The sequence below is a fragment of the Aeromonas sp. S15(2024) genome (assembly GCF_041402265.1).
Taxonomy (GTDB): Bacteria; Pseudomonadota; Gammaproteobacteria; order Enterobacterales; family Aeromonadaceae; genus Aeromonas; species Aeromonas dhakensis.
Genome location: NZ_JBGLQY010000002.1, coordinates 76,814 through 93,922, shown reverse-complemented (window position 1 = coordinate 93,922; position 17,109 = coordinate 76,814). Strand labels below are relative to the sequence as shown.

Here is a 17,109-nt window from a genome sequence, read left to right as displayed (position 1 = left end):
GAAAAGCACTCATGATCCCGACGATTGGTATGCTTTGCTGATTTTAAGTAAGAGTATCCGCTGATGCGATATCGCGCAACCTAAAAGTCTGAATCTGTGATCAGAGGTGTATTTCTATGGAGATTGTTAACGGCACAGCCTTTGACCTGGAAGCCTTTTCCAAAAGAATGAAACAGCTAGTAGGAAGAGAAACCTACAGTTCATTCGGGCGTAGAGTCGGTGTTAGTGATGCTGTTGTCAGGAAGTATTGCCTTGGCGAAACGATGCCCTCTGTTGCATTGGTTTCTCAGATCGCAGGCCATGACCCTACGATGTTTGTATGGCTCTGTATGGGCATTGGAGAGCTTCCAGAGCAGCTATCAGCATCCCCAATAAGCAAACCCACGCCATCTGACAGCCTTAGTTCACTAAAAGATGCTCAAGCCACATACGCAGCCAACGCCGATGAAATCACATTGGTAGACAGCTACCACGTATTCGCATCTGCTGGGCACGGCTCTGTTATTGCCGATGAGCTGAAGCTCCCTCCTGAGCCGTTCAGAACCGATGAATTGAAAGGTGATGGGCTTAAGCCTGAGCGACTGGCAATCATCCGGGCTAAGGGTGACTCGATGGAGCCGACCATCAGCAACAACGAGAAGATCCTGATCAGTCTTTGCAACGGCGAATCATTGCGGGATGGCATTTATGTTTTGCGCATAGGTGAAAGCCTGCTTGTTAAGCGCCTGCAGTTCGATCCGTTTGGCGGCCTCAAAATTATTTCTGACAACCCTGTTTATGGTGAACAGGTCGTCACTAAAGAACAGCGCCAAGATGTTCATATCGTTGGTCGTGTTGTTCGGGTAGGGAAGAAGTTTTAACCATAAGGAGGTGGAATGAAGAAGGTGCTTGCCTTGTTGATGCTGGCTTCCATGCCAGCCTTATCAGCAAATAACATCAGTGAATTCTGCTCTGGTGAGTGGCCAGACGATGATGAAATGTATCAGCACTGCTATCAGGAACAGCATTCAGCCAAGTCAGACTTCTCTGAGTTAACCGGACCAATCAAGCAACGATGCGCTGACGAATGGTTGCCTGACTATGTGATGGGACTGTATTGCTACAAGGAACAGACTAAAGCACGCCGAAAAGTTGGGAATGAACCCGATGATGAAATCACGAGGTACTGCTCTAGTGAATGGCAAGAGGATCATGAAATGCAAGAGCATTGCATTAAAAGCCAACGGGCGGCCAAGCGTAGTATCGAAATAAATTATTCAGGCAGCGCAGTATCTGAATGTAAAAGAGAGTGGGGCCTTGACTACGAAATGGTAGAGCATTGCCTAAGCGAACAATAACAACATTTATACGGGATGTTTATTATGGGGTTCGATTTTAAAAACGCATCAGTAGCAGAACGTAAGGCTGAGTGCAAACGAATAGCCGCTGAGGTTGGCGATGATTTGTTTTTCACCAAGAAAGAGCTTGCTCATCTCCCCGAGATTCTTCTTGATGGTGAACGTGTTATTTCGTTCACATCAGGGATGATGGATGGTAATACTTGGCTGATAACACTTACCGATAAGCGGATTATTTTTTTAGACAAAGGCATGCTCTATGGGCTAAAGCAAGCCGTTATCGATCTTGATAAGGTCAATGCAGTCTCTGGCGAGACAGGCCTTATACTCGGTAGTATCAGCATTCAAGATGGTGCCGCTACTCGCACTATTAAGAATGTTCAGAAAAAGACAGTCGTCAACTTTACTAACAAAGTCAGAGATGCATTGGAGGCAAGAAAGCGGCCTCAATTTCCTCATCCTGCATCAACTAATCCAGCTGAAACCACTGACGTTATTTCTCAATTAGAGCGGCTCGCCTCTTTGAAAGAGAAGGGAATGCTGTCTCAAGATGAGTTCGAACAGCAAAAGAGCAAACTCATCCAATCCGAATCGCACAGCACAAAACCATCACCTGAACTTGTACCTTCCGACACGCCTGTAGAATCGGCAGTTCGTGTAAATCCGACCCTAAGACCAAAAGCATCAGGCGAAGTCATTCATTCTCGCGAAGTAAGTACGCGCTTGATTGTTGGCATTGTGTTATGTCCGTGGGTGTTCTCATGGTTTACCCTAAAAAAGGGATATAGCACTACAGCAAGAGCAGTATCCCTTGGGTGGTTGTTTATCATCGTTCTTATGAGCTTATCTGGTGGGTCAGGCAGTAAGCCAGCCAGCACCACTCATGAGCCAGCTGTTGCCGCAGTCAAAGGTACTGATGGCTCACCGAATGAAATGCAAGATAAGATTCCTTCTGAGCCCGCGCCTGATAAAGATGCGGCTAACCCAGTCAAGAAGGAAATCATCAACGTCACCTTCAACCTTACGCCAGCGCAGTTCCAAAAGAAGTTCAATACAAAGGCAAAGCAGTTAGAGGATAACCTCGCCATTGCAAACATTAAGGTTGGCGATGGTGATGTTAATAACTCCTTCAAGTACATGTTCAACAAAAACACAGGTTTGGTCGGAACTGTTGATAAAAAAACAGGAAAGATTATGAGTTTCATGTTTCTTTTTGGCGGTTCACAAGATCAGCAAGAGATACTCCATGCTGTATCTATCCCCCTGTTCATATCGCAAATCGTCAATCCAGAGCAGGACAAAGGCAAAACCAGCAAAATTATTGTTGATATGATAACTAAATCTCTTACTGAAATGGATGGCGGCGAAACTATTACGCACAACATAGGCTCCGTGCAATATTCATCTGTTGCGAGTCAATATACTGGCTTGATGTTGGCGATTGAACCAATCAATCCTCGATGATGCAATAAATGACAGTCCGTAAACTTGATGACGGCAAGCCGCTCCCATGGCTTGCCGATATTCGCCCTGGTGGTCGCAATGGCCCGCGTCGGCGCAAGCGGTTCGCTACCAAGGGCGAGGCGAATGCGTGGGAGCTGTGGCAGCTTGAGCAGTTCGCCGAGAAGCCGTGGCTGGGTGACGATGAGCTGGCCGCCGAGCCTGCGGTAGATACCCGGCGTTTGGCCGATCTGGTTGAGCGTTGGTATGGGCTGCACGGTCAGAGCTTGCGTGATGGTGAGCAGCGGCGTTCCAAGCTGCTGCTGATCTGCGAAAGCCTAGGTAATCCGCTGGCAAGCGAATTCACCGGTAATGACTTTGCCAAGTACCGTGAGGCGCGGCTCTCTGGTGCAGTGAGTGATCGGCGGGCGGCAACGCAAGAAGGGAAGGGGGTGAGCGCATCGACGGTTAACCGCGATCACGCTTACCTGCGGGCCGTGTTCAATGAGCTCAAGCGGTTGGGTGAATGGACGGCAGAGAACCCGCTGGCCGGGATGAGGCTTTACCGGGTCACCGAGTCAGAGCTGGCGTTTTTATACCCAGATGAGATCAAGGCTCTGCTCGATGCCTGTGACACCGCCAGCAATCCAGATCTCGGCATTGTGGTTCGGCTCTGCTTGGCGACTGGTGCGCGTTGGGGGGAAATCCAAGACCTGACCCAGTCGCAGGTGGCACAGAACCGGCTGACGTTTACCCATACCAAGGGCGGCAAGCGTCGAACCGTCCCCATCAATCAGGAGCTGATAGACCTGATCCCCAAGCGCAGGGGGCGACTGTTCAGTGAGTGTTATCACCACTTTGAGTCGGCTATCAATCGGGCAGGTATTCAACTACCTGATGGGCAGAGCACACACGTACTGCGGCACACGTTCGCATCACACTTTATGATGAACGGTGGCAACATTTTGGTGTTGCAAAAGATACTCGGGCACTCGACCATCACTATGACGATGCGCTATGCCCACTTCGCTCCAGACCATCTGGAAGACGCGCTGAGGCTCAACCCGCTGACCGTCAACAAACTGCGATAATGTCCACTTTTGATCCACACAGTTCACATAACACCGCATCAAGCCACATCATGCCGCGCTCGTAAGTGGCTGTTTTTATGTAACTTGTTGTTTTTAAAGGTTCGCTAGAGGTTTTTAAAATCCCTCGACGTTCGCGTCGTGCCGGTTCGATTCCGGCCTCGGGCACCAGTTATTGAATAAAGCAATCAAATACTTACGAAAGGCCGCTAGCAATAGCGGCCTTTTTGTTTTTGGCAAAATGTCGCCAAAGTGGCGACAGCGATTGTGTCGAGTCTATAGCGTCATAACAACAAAGCCTGCTGGAGACAGGCTTTTATGGGGCTCTGTATATACCCTAGAAATTTACCATGTGGGGCAGGGGATGGCCGATTACTTCCACCACTCCTTGCTCGGTAAGTTATTCCATTCTCCAACCGGGTATTCCTGGCCATTGAAGCGCAGCGTGGTGCTCAATGTTCTCTGACTGGAGGTTTGAGAGGTACCATCCTGCTCTATGGTCTCTGTTTTCGCTTTGGTTACTACTCTCAGATCGTGCAGCCCGTTAGACACCCTTGGCAGGACTTGGATGTAGGAAATTCCTCGTTCTAAGTCAATTTTTCCTGGTGAGCAAGGCACGCCTTTTCGGATGTAGGTGTGCAGCATAGGGGCGCCGTTCATGACGCGTAGAAGGGTTCCATTATGTAGTCTGAATAGATGTAAGAATCTGGAGCTAAAACCGTCAGCACAGGAGGGGCCATAGCCGATATCCAATCTTACGCCAAAGGCCCGTTCTCCTTTGGCCAGTAGGTAAGGAGCTGTGTCGAGCCATATACTGGCGCTTCCAATTCTTATACTGGCATCTTCTTCAATAGTCTCCTCAAACCGCTGTTGTACTTTCCCTTGGGAAATGAGTTCTACTCGCCAGATACTCGTGGGTAGAGACATTTCATCATGGTGATCTGCACTATCTGGGAAAATGTAGGAAGTCAATGTCACTTCTGGCTGGTTTGGTAACGTCTTGCATGCGCCGGCAGTCAGTTCGGTGCCTGAAGGCAAACTTGCCTTGATAGCTGCTAGTTGTTCTGAAGAGCAAACTTGTTCTCCGTCAGCCCATGTGCCAAAACTAATCCCTTGTAGCAACAGCGTGGATATTGATGCACTCACTTTCCACGCGAGTGATTTTGTTCTCACTATCACTTTCTCCCCGCTAAAGAAGCATATTGGTGGTTGAGGTTTTCATGCAGGCTGGCACTGTAACAATATTTTGGGGGGGGTCGAGTCGGTACCATTTGGGCGAACAGAGCCCACGATCGTAGGAGGGGGAGAGTGTTGAAACTCATTAGGATCTTTTTTGGTTTCAGTTATCAAATCTACCCTCATTACAGCTAATCGTCTGAGACAAAAAATTATGAGCTTTTCCGTTACTGCAACTCGTTTTGGTAACGATGGTTGCTGGTAAACTTATCGACTTTACCAATGAAAACGCCGAGCTTTCAGAAATGATGAAACAAGCTGTTAAGGCAAAGTTTGAATGACGGAGCAGCTCTCTTTGCAGATGCGAGCCAGTGGATTGGTTGTTGCATTACTCGGAATAGGTGGCCTTTGGATGGCCATAGTGTTTGGTTCTGAATTCATGGACCTGCAAGCTCTTACACCAGCAGATCCGTTGCGAGTGAATGACTGGCGAGGATGGTTTGCTATCTTCGTTGGTCTCCTAGCAGCCCCTTTCATGCTATATGCCGGTGGAAAGCTGATGTTTTCCCGGGAGATGCCTGAACCAAATCTTTCCTCAAAAGTGGTTAGGCAACGGGGGATCTTCGTTGTCTCGCTGATTGTTATTGCTGCAGGTTTGGGACTGCTGATACAAAAAGTCAGCATGTTGAATATTGAACGTTTGGGATGGGAGCAGTGCTACGTCAAACAGACGAGCTGGCGATTTGGCAAGGAGATCTATTCTCAAAATTGTGAAGCACATGGTCTTATGAAACTGGACCATGCGCTAGACAAACTCTCTTTGAAGGCACTGAAAGAAAAGTTAAACAAAGAGATGTTTGAGCAAAAATGAGAAATGACCTCCTCTGTTCCTGAACGGCTTCGGTTGGGTGGAGCCGAGTCTGTCTATCTGCAGAGGGAGGGGCGGCACGTTGGCAGATCAAGTGACAGATCAGGATTTGTGCGAGGCCTTGTCAGATATCTTCATTGACAACGAAGTGGACTATGCGCACATCGCCTCCATCGCGAGACATTTTCCGCTGGTACATGTGGAGTGGGTGTTGTTTGAATGGGTTGCCCCAATCTGTTGCACGAATGGGTGTTCACCCATCCCTCCCGTCTGGTCCGGTTTTCAGAGTGAACTCCTGTGGCACGATATTCAGGCACTCCTCGCCAAACAGAAAAATGCCGGCCTGGTCATGAGGTTTCTGTTTCATCTCAGAGGGCGTTATTTAAGAAGGGTATATGCAGATGAATGGCGCACACTGTCGGCACTGCTGGCCCTTGAGTGAGACGGGTAGCGGGTTCTCGTTACGTGCTTGAACCGCTCTGTGTACAGACAACGAGGTTGGCACTCATGTCGTGCAGGTTGGCCTGATATAAAAGAGGGGAGCCAGTGCTCCCCTTGCTGTTGATGTGACCGCTACCGCGTCGGGCTGGCGGCGTTCAGTTCGAGCGGTGACTCCTTTAGAACTTGTAGAGCCAGGAGACGGCGGTGAAGTAGCCGTTGTAGTCCTGGTTCAGGTTGCCGAGGTTGCGCTCTTCGCCGGTGTAGAGGTAATCCACGTCCTGAAAGTATTCGTAGCGCACATCCCAGCGCAGCGAATGCTGCTTGGTTAGCTGATAGAGGGCGTAGCCTTCCAGCCGGTGCTGCTTGCTGGTCAGATCCGGGTAGTCATAGCCCTTGCTGGCGTCGGTCTTGCCGCGGCCATAGGCGAAGCTGTAATCGAGCCCGAGCTCGAGATCCCGGTCAAACGCCTTCTTCTGGGTGAGCCCGAGACCGAGGGTGGTGATCTCGTCGCGCACCGCCGTACTGTAGGGATCCCAGTCCGGTGCGCCTGTGTAGGCGTGGTTCTGGCTGGAGGTGATCCACTGCAGGTTGCTGAACAGATGGCCGCTCAGGTTGTCGTCGAACTGCTGGTTGAGGGTCAGGTCGATGCCATAATCCTTGCTCTCGCTGCGCCCTATGTCCGGCTCCTTGTAGTCATCCCTGGCCCACCACCCTTCGAGGCGGGCATCCATCCCCTCGCTGAACTGATAGCCAAGGTCTCCCCTGAGCTCGACCCTGTCCCTGTCCGCCAGATAGAACTGGCGCAAGGTCGGGCTGCCGGTGCCAGCGGCGCTGTCGTGGCGCCAGTCCGAGCCGTCGCGGGTGCTCCAGGCGAGCTTGCCGCCCAGTTGCAGCGCCCCGGCCGGGCGGTAGCGCCCCTTGAGGAACAAGGTGTGCTCGTCGGTGTCCTGCCGGTCGGCCTGCTCGCGCTGATCGGCTTTGTACTGATAGCCGGTGGTGAGCTTGACCGAGCGGCTGAGCCGGTAGTCGGCCGCCAGATCCGCCTTGCTGCGGGTGCGATCGCTCTTGCCGCGCTGCTTGCCGACCACCGCGTATTCATCGGACTTGTCCTTGCGGTCCCGATACTCGCCGCCGGCGCGCAGGGTGAGATCCCGGCCAAAGCGACCCACCCACTTGGCGTCGGCCTGCAGGGTGCTTACCTCGCCGCGGAAGTCATCCTGGCTGATGGGGGCGTTGCGAAATGCGGTCAGGCTGCCGTTGGAGGTGGCCTGGCTGGTAAGCACGCGACCGGTCAGGCTCTGCCGGTCCCAGTTGTACTGGCCAGAGAGGCTCAGCTGGTGGAAGTTGTTGTCCGGCTCGTAGGCGCGCTCGTTAGCGTAAGGATCGGTGACGCTGCCATAGTAGAGCGCCGTGTCATCGGTACGGTAGAGGGAGCCGTTGTAGGCGAGATCGACCAGCCAGCCTTCTCCCAGGTAGCTGACGCCGCTCTTGACCAGGGTGGTCGAGCTGCCGTCGACGGGCTTGGGCAAAAGGCCTGGCCCGCTGCCGATGCCGGGCACGCTCGACTGGTAGTAGGCGAGGGTGGCCTCTTTTTTCTCATGAGAAAAATCGGCGTAGGGGCGCCACGGGCTCTTCGGGGTATAAGCGAGCCCGGCGGTCAGCTTCTTGCGCACCACCTCCTTGTCGAACTCGGCCAGCGACCCCTGGGTCAGCGGGCTCTCGCCCGGCTGATAGACGCTACGGCCGTGGCTGTTCCAGTAGAAGGGGGATTCCGAGTAGCCCAGCCGGGCGCGCATGCCGTCGTAGTGGCCCTGTTCGGTCGCCAGGCTGAAGCGCTCCATGCCGAGGTTCTTCACCGCCAGGCTGCCGTAGCGGGAGCCTTCCCCCCGGTATTGCAGGTCGGCGTTGAAGATGCCGAGCATGCCGCTGTCCTGCTGGCTGGGAACCCAGTTGCGAAAGCGGGTGGCGCCATCGTCGTTGGCATAGCCGGCACCCAGCCCCACCTCGCCAAACCAGCCCTCATCGCGCTCGCAGGACTTGCAGCTCCAGCGTTCGGTCTTGGCCGGTTTGCTCTGCTGCAGGGCGTAATCCCCGACTGCCAGCGGCTCCTCGGCCGCCTGGGCCGAGCAGACCGCCAGCAGGGAGAGCCAAAGTGTTGAGTATTTCATGACTTCTCTCCTCAGCGCCGCAGTGATTGACCGTTGGGATGGTTGGTCCCGTGGATCTGGTTATGACAGTTCAGGCAACTGCCGCCACGCACCTTGAGATCCCCCTCGGGGATGGAGACGTTGGCATGGGGCACGCTGTGGCACTCCTGGCACAGCTGGGGCACCCGCTTGTTGAGCAGCGCCTGGTTGATGGAGCCGTGCGGGCTGTGACAGAGGGAGCAATCCTCGGTCACCGGCTCGTGTTCCCACAGGAAGGGGCCCCGTTTCTCGGCGTGGCACTCGTAGCAGCTCTCGTTGAGGCTGGGCTGCTTGAGGCTGGCCTCGTTCTGCGACTGGTGCGGGTTGTGACAGCTGGAGCAGGGCAGCTCGCCATTGAGAATGGGGTGGCTGGTGCGCTTGTGCAGATCGGCTTTTTGCTGGGCGTGGCAGCTGGTACAGGTCTCCACCTGCAGCTTGCTGTCCATCACCGGATCCTTGGCCTGGTGCAGGCTGTGGCAGCTGGTGCAGGAGACATCCTCCACCGCGTGAGCACTGGTATGCCAGCCCATCCGCTGGGTATCGGTGTGGCAGGAGAGGCAGACGCTGTTTTGCTTCTCCACCGGTACCGGCGAGTCGGGGCCGAAGGTGATCATGGGTTCCCGCTGCTGCCCCTTGCGGGGATTGCGCGGGTGGTTGCCGGCGGGGCCGTGGCAGGCTTCACACTGTTTGTCGGCCATGGGCCCGTTCTGGTTGCCGAGGTTGCCGTGCACATTGTGGAAGATGCCGATGGCGGGCTTGCGCGAGTCGGCATCGTGGCACTTGAGGCAGGTATCAGCCCCCTTGGGGGAGTATTTGCCCTGGTCGAATTTCTGGTCGAGGGTGGCCTCGACCTGCAGGCGCGGATCGGCATCGGCCGCCGGCTGGACATCGCTCTTGGCCCAGACCGGCAGGCAACCGAGTGCCAGCAAACCCGCCAGGAGCCACTGCGGGGTGATTCTTTTCATATCGTGTCCTTCAACGGCAAAGGGCCGGGGGGAGGCATCCCCCTGGCCTGGTGGTCTCAACGGAAGTCATACACCTTGTGAACCTTGTCGACGCCCTGCTCCTGCCCGACGGCATGGCAGGACGCGCACTGTTCAACTCCGGTGGCGGCCTCTATCGTCTCTGCACCAAAGATGGCGCCGTTGTTCTTCATGTGGGTGGCCCACTCATCCCCGGCGACCGGGCTGTCCGGCTTGACCAGTCCCAGCGGCGACGTGAGGTGGCAGCTGGCGCAGACCACCAGGGTCGGACTGAAGAACCTGGGCTGTTTGTTGTCCGCCGTGGTTGCCACCAGCGAGGGTCGTTCGTTCTGCTGGTTGGGCAGGTTGTACTGACCCTTGGTGTGGCAGGACTCGCAGTTGTTCAGCTTGCCCGGGAAGGTGGCATCGCCGCTGCGATGGGAGCCGAAGGCGTGGAAGGAGTGCACGTGGTACTTCAGATCCCCCGGCACACCCGCATAGAAGGAGGTGCGGGTGGCGTTGTGACAGCTGGTGCACTGGGCAAAGTCCTTGGAGGCGTGGGCCGAGCCCGCATTGCCCTCGGTGTGGACGGCCAGGTCCTTGTGACAGCCGTTGCAGGAGGCCAGATCCGCCCCTGCCTTGAGCACATAGTTGCCGTCCACCCCGCCTTCGGCCCGGAAGTAGGCCTTGACCGGGTTGATGGCCACGTAGGAGAGGGCGCTGGCGGTGCTGCTGCAGGGGAGCAGATCCCCGGCGGCGAAGGCACCGTTGCGATCCGCCTTGCGGGCCACGCACACCTGCAGCTCGGCGACCGTGGCCGCCAGGGTGCCGGTCACCTCGTTACCCACCTCTTTGCGGCACAGGAAGCTGCCGCCGCCCTGGCTGTCGCACTGGGTGAAGTCAATCTTGTTGCCGGCGACGAAGGTTTGCGGGTTGGTGTAGCCCAGCTCGAAGCCGTTGCCCTGATCCCAGTTGACCAGGATGTAGGGGGCCTTGGCCAGATCGCCGTACTTGATGTACTTGAGCACCCCGTCCATGGTCTCGACCGGCGTGCCGTTGGCGGTCACGGTCAGCTCGACCTCGATGTTGGGGGCGGCGTAGCGCACGTCGTCAAACTTGAACACCAGCTTGTCGCGACCGGCGGCCTCGTTGGCGAGGTAGCCCATGTGCACGCTGCTGGGGGACTTGGTGTTGCCGGGGGTCTCGGCGTGGCACTGGGTACAAAGGGTGCCGCTGCTGATCTTGCCGTTGATGTGGCTGATGTAGCCGGTCGTGGTGGTGGAGTCCGCGTGGCAGGCGCCGCAGGGTTTCTCCTGGGCGTGCTGCCAGTTGTTGGCATCCGGGGTGGTGGGGGTGACGCCCTTGTGGCAGGTGTCGCAGTTGCGCGGATCCTGCGGGAAGTGGCTTACCAGCTTGGTGGCGGTGGCGTCCAGGTTGCCGTGCAGCTTGTGCACCAGGGTGGTCAGATCGCCCCGTCCGCTGCCGGGCACGCTCTCGTTGTGGCAGGTGACGCAGAGCTTGGGATCGGCCCGGTTGCTGTGGTGGATCGGCTGCTTCATGTGGCAGCTGTCGCAGCTCTGCTGCTCCAGGATGTCGCGGGTCAGCAGCGGGGGCGTGCCGGCCGGCACCCAGTCCAGCACATAGTCGGTGACCGGAATGTCGTTGCTGCCGCCAAAGTAGATGCCGAGGCGGTGAGTCGCTGCCTCATCCCAGCGGATCAAACCGTTGTTGTCCTGCGAATCGCTCGGATAAGGGTCGCGCACCGTGGTGGCATTGAAGGAGAAGGTGTAGCGGTACTGGCCATTGCCGAGGGCTTCGAGCTTGCCGCTGTTCTCGCCGGTGGGGCGGTTGTTGCGGGTGCTGTAGATGAAGCTCTTCCAGATCACGGGGTCTTCCCGCGTGGCGTCACGGCCGGGGATCACCTTGGCCAGGGTGAATGAGGGGAGGGTGGTACCCAGGTCATAGCCCTTGCCTTGCTTGTCGGTGACCTTGAACTGCACCGAGAGCTGACCGCTCTCGCCAAGTTGCGGGGTGGAGGCCGAGATCACCAGCGAATCCGGGGTGCCCGGCGGAGGGGGTGGTGGGTCCGTCTTGTCGTTGCCATCACCGCCGCCCCCGCAGGAGGAGAGGGTGAACACCATTGCTGCAGCCACCAATACTTTCCAGTATTTCATTCTTTTATCCTTTTTTATCGGACTTATTGTTCCATATATGAGCCAGCTCAAAAAACTCCCAAAAAGATACTACTTAAGGGTCAAAAGAGGACTGAATACGGTATAAATCATTTCCATCTTAATTGTAAGGTTTATATATTAGAGGGCGTTGATCTAAGTCTCAAAAACGGATCGAAAATCAACCTGGATTATAAAAATGTCTTTTTTAACTGGGGTTTATAGACCTTTTCTGGAAGAGGGATGAGAAATGAAACGCAGTATGAAGCTGGAAATAGTGGGACTGTCGCTGCTTTTGGGCTCTATTGGCACTGCACATGCCAGCCTGGACTCATTAGTGGATACATGTAACTCATGTCATGGAAATCAGGGGATCAGCACCCAGAGCGATATTCCAACCATCGCAGGATTGGCAGAATCAAATCTTGCCGAGCAGTTGCGCACCTACCTCGACGGCCGGCCAGCCAAGACCGTTAATCATGTCACCGGTGATACCAGCAAGAAGGGGAACATGACCGACATTGTTAAGGGCCTTAGCGACGAGCAGATCGACGAGTTGGCGGCGCACTATGCCGAGCTGCCCTACCAGCCGATGAAGCAGCCGTTCGATGCGGCGCTGGCCAAGGCGGGGCAGAAACTGCACGACGACTCCGGCTGCAAGAAGTGCCACTCCGAAGGGGGCTCGGTGGCCGAAGACGAGGCCTCCATCCTCGCCGGCCAGCCCAAGGGTTATCTGCTGACCTCCCTGCAGGAGTTCAAGGCCGGCAAGCGCAGCAACGACGAGAAGATGAACAAGGCCATCATCGCCATGAGTGATGCCGACCTCAAGGCGCTGGCCGAGTACTACGCAAGCCAGCAGTAACGTCGCTGCCCCTCCCGTTGACGCAGCCACCCCGCTTCTGGCGGGGTGTGGTCTCGTGTTCATGACCGTCAAAGGAGCTCTCATCGGCTCCTTTTTGTTGCGCGGCGGGCAGATAGCACCCCGGGTGCCACCGTTTCGGAGTTTCCTATGAAAAAGATCATCAAGTGGCTGCTGCTCGCCTCCCTCGCCCTGGGGGCGGGTCAGCTGGCGTTGGCCAGCGCGCAGGCAGCCGATGCCACGCCAGCTGCGCCGAGTACCACATCCAGTGCCGAGCAGACAGAGCAACCCACCTTGGCCGAAAAGCAGGCCAAGGCGGAAAAGAAGAAGGCGGCCGCCAAAAAGGCCGCGGCCCGTTTTGCCAAGTGCGAGAAGTGCCACGATGGGGCTGAGGGGATGCACGGCAAGCATGGCCAGGTCACCAACCCCAATACGGGGGAGCAGGTAACCTGCACCAACTGCCACGGCAATGCGTCGGCCAATCACCGTAAACAGCGCGGCGGCATCGTCGATGTGATGCGCTTTGGCGACGACGCCTTCCCGCTGAGCCAGCAGAACGGCGTCTGCATGAGCTGCCATGAGCCGGACGATTTGCGCAAGGCCCTCTGGGCCCACGACGTGCACGCCACCCGGATCAGCTGCACCAGCTGTCACCAGCTGCACCCGGCCAAGGAGCCCATGGTGGGGATCCCCGAGAAGTCGCGCATCAAGCTGTGCGTCGACTGCCACCGCAAGCAGCATGAGGCCAGCCTCGGCGCCGCCGTCAAGGAGGGCTCATGAGCACGACCCGCCGCGACTTCATGGTGGGCATGAGCGCCGGCGCCCTGATCCTGCTGACGGGGGCCCCGCGCGCCCTGGCCAACAGCATGACCATCAAGGGCGTGCGCTACGGCATGATCCACGACGAGACGGCCTGTATCGGCTGCACCGCCTGCATGGACGCCTGTCGCGAGGTGAACCAGGTGCCGGCAGGGGGGGCCCGCCTGCAGATCCTGCGCAGCGGCCCGGTGGGGGAGTATCCGGCGCAGGAGTACCGCTTCTTTCGCAAATCCTGCCAGCACTGCGACAACGCCCCCTGCGTACACGTCTGCCCGACCGGCGCCTCTCACATCCGGGCGGAGGATGGGATCGTCGACATCAACCCCGACCTCTGTGTCGGCTGTCGCTACTGCCTGGCCGCCTGTCCCTATCAGGTGCGCTTCATCAACCCGGTCACCCGGGTTGCCGACAAGTGCGACTTCTGCCGCAAGACCAATCTGGCGGCGGGCAAGCAACCGGCCTGTGTGGAAGTCTGCCCGACCAAGGCGCTGGTGTTCGGCAATCTGGACGATCCAAACAGCCCCATCGCCAGACGGCTGGTGCAGGAGACCACCTATCGCTACAAGCAGTTCCTGGGGACCTCGCCCAAGATGTACCGGGTGCCGAAAGGGGAGGTGAAGTCATGATCCCATCTCATCTGTATGACGCAGACCGGCTGACGGGAGGGAAGCACCATGTGGCATGATGCGTTTCACTTCGACTCCCTGGTGTGGGATGGCCCCATCGCCATCTACTTGTTCCTGCTCGGTATCTCGGCAGGCTCGGCCACCCTCTCGGTGCTGCTGCGCCGCCAGGGAGCTGGCAGCGAGAGCGGCATCATCAAGGCGACCGCCATTCTGGCGCCGGTCTCGGTGATCCTGGGGCTGCTTATCCTCATCTTCCACCTGGCCCGTCCCTGGACCTTCTGGAAGCTGATGTTCCACTACCAGTTTGACTCCGTGATGTCGATGGGGGTCATGCTGTTTCAGGTCTACATGGCGGTGCTGTTCGCCTGGCTGGCGGTGGTGTTTCGGGCCGAGATCGAGGCCCTGCGCCGACGTCTGCTGAGCGGCAGACTCGCCTTGGTGGATGGGGTGATCGGCTGGCTCGCTCGCCTTGAGCGGCTGCTGGCGCCGCTGCTGTTGCTGCTTGCCGTGCTGCTCGGGGCCTACACCGGCTTTCTGCTCTCCGCCCTCAAGACCTACCCCATGCTCAACAACCCGATCCTGCCGGCGCTGTTTCTGGTCTCCGGCATCAGCTCGGGGGTGGCCTCCACCATCTTGCTGGCGGTCACCCTGTTTCGGGAGGATGGCCACAGCCGCGGGGTGAGCTTCGTGCATCGCTTCGAGCGGCCCATCGTCGCCATCGAGCTGTTCCTGCTGCTCTGCTTCTTCACCGGCCTCTACTTTGGTGGCGGCCAGCGGGAAGCGGCCATGTGGGCGGCCATCGGCGGCGGTTTCTGGTCCCAGGTGTTCTGGTTCGGGGTCATCGGGCTGGGGATCCTGCTGCCCCAGCTGCTGGGGCTGGTGGGCAGTCCGGCCAAGGCCCATCAACCGGCCCGGCTGGCACTTATCTGCAGCCTGAGCCTGGTGGGGATATTGCTGCTGCGCTACTTCATCCTCTACGCGGGGCAGATGACGGTGATGTAGCTGGTGTGTAGCCACTGCGCAGGCAAATTGCAGGCAAACAAAAGGCGGGTTCTTCCCGCCTTTTTTAGTGTCGCCAGCCAACCGGCTGGATCAGAGCAGCGCGCGTTGCTCGAGGCGCTGCTCGCCGGGGCGGCAGACCAACACCGAACCCTGCTCGAACCAGTCCCCCAGCACGATGCGCCGGGCAGGCGCGCCGTCGAGTTGGAAGTCGTGGATGGCGGGTCTGTGGGTGTGGCCGTGGATCATCATCCGGCAGTCGTGCTGGCGCAGCATCTGGTCCACCGCCGCCGGGGTCACGTCCATGATGGTCTGGCTCTTGTGGGCATTTTCCATCTGGCTCTGGCCGCGCATCTTGTGGGCGATGGCCTGGCGGCGCGCGAGCGGCAGGCGCAGGAACAGCCAGCGCAGCCACTTGAGCTGGGTGATGCGGCGAAACTTCTGGTAGCCCTCATCCAGGGTGCAGAGCAGATCGCCGTGGCTCAGCACCACCCGCTCGCCGTAGAGCTCGATGACGCACGGGTCCCCCAGCAATGTCATGCCGGCGCGCTTGGCAAAGGCCTGGCCCAGCAAGAAGTCGCGGTTGCCGTGAATGAAGTAGAGGGGCACCCCCTGCTGGCTCAGGGCCGCAAAGGCGTCGGCCACCTCGCCGTGGAGGGGATTGGGATCGTCGTCGCCAATCCAGAATTCAAACAGATCGCCCAACACGTAGAGGGCATCGGCGCCGGGGGCGTCGTGCGCCAGAAAGCGCACCAGGGCGGCGGTCATGTCGGGCCGTTGGGCACACAGGTGAATGTCGCTGATAAAGAGGGTGCTCATGAGAAAGTGCGCTGGGCCCTGTCGAGGTGGCTGGAAGTGGAGGTAGAAAGGGAGCCCATCGCCTTCGGCTGCCACACCAGTGGGGCAAGCTCGCCGCCCTCCAGAGTGAGCAGCGCGGCATACGGGTCGCCGGCAAGGCCCAGCAAGTGGCACATGGCCGCCTCTCCTTTGAGCCCTTTATCAAAGCGCAGGCGCAGCACCTCGTGATAAAACGCCGCGCCGAACTGCTCAAGCAGGGCGGCCATCAGGCTGAGGTGGCGCCAGCCGTTGAGGTGCTCGAGGGGTTCTGGGGTGAGGTAGAGCTCAAGGGGCCAAGGGTAACCATCGGCGCAGGTGACGCTCTGCTCGGCGAGCCAGATGGCAGCGCCCTTTTGCGCAACCTGCCAGCCTTGGTTTGCCAGCGCTGCGGCAAACGCGGCCGGCTCCGGATGCTGGCAGACGATATCGAGATCGCTGCCGGGGCGGTCGAGCCCGATGGCGACCGTGCTCACCAGCGCCATATCGGCGCACTGCGCTGCCAGCTTATCCCATACCCCGGCCGTGAGCAGGGCATGGGCCGAGCGTTGACGCGAGTTGCCGTGGGCCAGGTAATCGAGACGGCGCCAGTCGATGGGGCCGGCCTTCGCAGATGGAAAAACTGCGGCCGGGGCCGCAGTCAGTTCATCTCGCAGAAGGCAGAGATCACTCGGCAAGGGTCACCTTGGTGATCACGACGTCTTCGGTCGGCACGTCCTGGTGGATGCGGCCGTAGTTGCCGGTCTTGACGCCCTTGATCTTGTTGACCACGTCCATGCCGGCGGTCACTTCACCGAACACGCAGTAGCCGAAGCCCTGGGTGGTGGCGGATTTGAAGTCGAGGAAGTCGTTGTTGTTCACGTTGATGAAGAACTGGGCGCTGGCAGAGTGCGGCTCCATGGTGCGGGCCATGGCGATGGTGCCGACCTTGTTGGACAGACCATTGGCCGCTTCGTTCTTGATGGGGGCGCGGGTGTCTTTCTCTTCGAAGCCAGGGGCATAGCCGCCGCCCTGGATCATGAAGCCGTCGATGACGCGGTGGAAGATGGTGTTGTCGTAGTGACCGTCACGGCAGTATTGCAGGAAGTTGGCCACGGTTTCCGGGGCTTTTTCAGCGTTCAGGGTGAGGGTGATGTCGCCGTGATTGGTGTGCAGAGTGACCATGATATGTCCTTTCATTTGATGCGAGCGACCAAGTGCCCGCAGGTGTATGGCATAAAGTGGTGGCAATTCTAGCCCATCAGGGCCCTGCGGCATAGATGGTGCGCCTGATCCGGCACGTTTTCTGCCTCGTTTTCTACGC

At 57.8% G+C, this 17,109-nt stretch carries 17 protein-coding genes; 10 read left to right on the top strand and 7 right to left on the bottom strand.

All coding sequences use genetic code 11. The features are described from left to right. Positions 1-116: 116 nt before the first annotated feature. The 4 genes from ACB033_RS04480 to ACB033_RS04465 are packed head-to-tail and all read left to right on the top strand — an operon-like array spanning position 117 to position 3,868. Positions 117-860, top strand: a complete 744-nt coding sequence (locus ACB033_RS04480) for a helix-turn-helix transcriptional regulator (protein ID WP_371140360.1) — start codon at positions 117-119, stop codon at positions 858-860. A gap of 15 nt (positions 861-875) precedes the next feature. Continuing rightward, the gene (locus ACB033_RS04475) at positions 876-1,337 is read left to right on the top strand and encodes a hypothetical protein (protein WP_139726056.1); all 462 of its coding nucleotides are present in this window, start codon (positions 876-878) and stop codon (positions 1,335-1,337) included. A gap of 24 nt (positions 1,338-1,361) precedes the next feature. Next, positions 1,362-2,801: a PH domain-containing protein gene (locus tag ACB033_RS04470; protein WP_139726055.1), complete on the top strand. Its 1,440-nt coding sequence runs from the start codon at positions 1,362-1,364 to the stop codon at positions 2,799-2,801. 8 nt (positions 2,802-2,809) lie between these two features. Then, entirely contained in the window at positions 2,810-3,868 is a 1,059-nt protein-coding gene (locus ACB033_RS04465; RefSeq protein WP_139726054.1) for a tyrosine-type recombinase/integrase, read from the top strand. Between the two features lie 369 nt (positions 3,869-4,237). Here ACB033_RS04465 and ACB033_RS04460 read toward each other — a convergent pair whose 3' ends face one another. Further along, positions 4,238-5,038, bottom strand: a complete 801-nt coding sequence (locus ACB033_RS04460; protein ID WP_139726053.1) for a hypothetical protein — start codon at positions 5,036-5,038, stop codon at positions 4,238-4,240. A gap of 340 nt (positions 5,039-5,378) precedes the next feature. On the opposite strand from ACB033_RS04460, the gene ACB033_RS04455 reads away from it, so the two are divergent. Then, complete coding sequence (locus ACB033_RS04455; RefSeq protein ID WP_139726052.1) at positions 5,379-5,912, top strand: hypothetical protein; 534 nt, start codon at positions 5,379-5,381, stop codon at positions 5,910-5,912. A gap of 79 nt (positions 5,913-5,991) precedes the next feature. Then, positions 5,992-6,351, top strand: coding sequence for a hypothetical protein (locus ACB033_RS04450; protein WP_139726051.1), 360 nt, complete (start codon positions 5,992-5,994; stop codon positions 6,349-6,351). 175 nt (positions 6,352-6,526) lie between these two features. Here the strand turns inward: ACB033_RS04450 and ACB033_RS04445 are convergent, their stop codons facing one another. From ACB033_RS04445 to ACB033_RS04435, 3 genes are read right to left on the bottom strand one after another with little or no spacing between them, the layout of a single operon-like run. Next, entirely contained in the window at positions 6,527-8,518 is a 1,992-nt protein-coding gene (locus ACB033_RS04445; protein ID WP_371140359.1) for an MtrB/PioB family decaheme-associated outer membrane protein, read from the bottom strand. Between the two features lie 11 nt (positions 8,519-8,529). Beyond that, the gene (locus ACB033_RS04440) at positions 8,530-9,501 is read right to left on the bottom strand and encodes a DmsE family decaheme c-type cytochrome (protein ID WP_139726049.1); all 972 of its coding nucleotides are present in this window, start codon (positions 9,499-9,501) and stop codon (positions 8,530-8,532) included. Between the two features lie 56 nt (positions 9,502-9,557). Beyond that, positions 9,558-11,672: an OmcA/MtrC family decaheme c-type cytochrome gene (locus tag ACB033_RS04435; protein ID WP_139726048.1), complete on the bottom strand. Its 2,115-nt coding sequence runs from the start codon at positions 11,670-11,672 to the stop codon at positions 9,558-9,560. Positions 11,673-11,919: 247 nt separating this feature from the next. Between ACB033_RS04435 and ACB033_RS04430 the strand changes: the two genes are divergently transcribed. The 4 genes from ACB033_RS04430 to nrfD all read left to right on the top strand — a co-directional run bounded on the left by ACB033_RS04430 (position 11,920) and on the right by nrfD (position 14,975). Further along, a complete protein-coding gene (locus tag ACB033_RS04430) occupies positions 11,920-12,531 on the top strand; it encodes a c-type cytochrome (RefSeq protein ID WP_065017034.1) in 612 nt (203 codons plus the stop codon). Positions 12,532-12,678: 147 nt separating this feature from the next. Further along, positions 12,679-13,308 carry a cytochrome c nitrite reductase pentaheme subunit gene (gene nrfB / locus ACB033_RS04425; protein ID WP_139726047.1) on the top strand — a complete coding sequence of 210 codons (630 nt, stop codon included), beginning with the start codon at positions 12,679-12,681 and terminating at the stop codon, positions 13,306-13,308. Next, a complete protein-coding gene (locus tag ACB033_RS04420) occupies positions 13,305-13,973 on the top strand; it encodes a 4Fe-4S dicluster domain-containing protein (RefSeq protein ID WP_139726046.1) in 669 nt (222 codons plus the stop codon). The genes nrfB and ACB033_RS04420 overlap by 4 nt, the downstream gene beginning before the upstream one ends. Positions 13,974-14,021: 48 nt before the next feature. After that, a complete protein-coding gene (gene nrfD, locus ACB033_RS04415; protein ID WP_024942405.1) occupies positions 14,022-14,975 on the top strand; it encodes a cytochrome c nitrite reductase subunit NrfD in 954 nt (317 codons plus the stop codon). 90 nt (positions 14,976-15,065) lie between these two features. On the opposite strand, the gene lpxH is transcribed toward nrfD, so the two are convergent. From lpxH to ACB033_RS04400, 3 genes are read right to left on the bottom strand one after another with little or no spacing between them, the layout of a single operon-like run. Next, positions 15,066-15,791 carry a UDP-2,3-diacylglucosamine diphosphatase gene (gene lpxH, locus ACB033_RS04410; RefSeq protein ID WP_139726045.1) on the bottom strand — a complete coding sequence of 242 codons (726 nt, stop codon included), beginning with the start codon at positions 15,789-15,791 and terminating at the stop codon, positions 15,066-15,068. Beyond that, positions 15,788-16,483, bottom strand: a complete 696-nt coding sequence (locus ACB033_RS04405; protein WP_139726044.1) for a DUF4269 domain-containing protein — start codon at positions 16,481-16,483, stop codon at positions 15,788-15,790. The genes lpxH and ACB033_RS04405 overlap by 4 nt, the downstream gene beginning before the upstream one ends. Further along, entirely contained in the window at positions 16,473-16,970 is a 498-nt protein-coding gene (locus tag ACB033_RS04400) for a peptidylprolyl isomerase (protein ID WP_005302674.1), read from the bottom strand. The genes ACB033_RS04405 and ACB033_RS04400 overlap by 11 nt, the downstream gene beginning before the upstream one ends. Between the last annotated feature and the right edge of the window lie 139 nt (positions 16,971-17,109).

Coding starts and splice junctions, on each gene's coding strand:
- ACB033_RS04440 (WP_139726049.1), bottom strand. CDS start 9,501: ATGAAAAGAATCACCCCGCAGTGGCTCCTGGCGGGTTTGCTGGCACTC.
- nrfB (WP_139726047.1), top strand. CDS start 12,679: ATGAAAAAGATCATCAAGTGGCTGCTGCTCGCCTCCCTCGCCCTGGGG.
- ACB033_RS04455 (WP_139726052.1), top strand. CDS start 5,379: ATGACGGAGCAGCTCTCTTTGCAGATGCGAGCCAGTGGATTGGTTGTT.
- nrfD (WP_024942405.1), top strand. CDS start 14,022: ATGTGGCATGATGCGTTTCACTTCGACTCCCTGGTGTGGGATGGCCCC.
- ACB033_RS04400 (WP_005302674.1), bottom strand. CDS start 16,970: ATGGTCACTCTGCACACCAATCACGGCGACATCACCCTCACCCTGAAC.
- ACB033_RS04445 (WP_371140359.1), bottom strand. CDS start 8,518: ATGAAATACTCAACACTTTGGCTCTCCCTGCTGGCGGTCTGCTCGGCC.
- ACB033_RS04435 (WP_139726048.1), bottom strand. CDS start 11,672: ATGAAATACTGGAAAGTATTGGTGGCTGCAGCAATGGTGTTCACCCTC.
- ACB033_RS04430 (WP_065017034.1), top strand. CDS start 11,920: ATGAAACGCAGTATGAAGCTGGAAATAGTGGGACTGTCGCTGCTTTTG.
- lpxH (WP_139726045.1), bottom strand. CDS start 15,791: ATGAGCACCCTCTTTATCAGCGACATTCACCTGTGTGCCCAACGGCCC.
- ACB033_RS04470 (WP_139726055.1), top strand. CDS start 1,362: ATGGGGTTCGATTTTAAAAACGCATCAGTAGCAGAACGTAAGGCTGAG.
- ACB033_RS04420 (WP_139726046.1), top strand. CDS start 13,305: ATGAGCACGACCCGCCGCGACTTCATGGTGGGCATGAGCGCCGGCGCC.
- ACB033_RS04465 (WP_139726054.1), top strand. CDS start 2,810: ATGACAGTCCGTAAACTTGATGACGGCAAGCCGCTCCCATGGCTTGCC.
- ACB033_RS04475 (WP_139726056.1), top strand. CDS start 876: ATGAAGAAGGTGCTTGCCTTGTTGATGCTGGCTTCCATGCCAGCCTTA.
- ACB033_RS04480 (WP_371140360.1), top strand. CDS start 117: ATGGAGATTGTTAACGGCACAGCCTTTGACCTGGAAGCCTTTTCCAAA.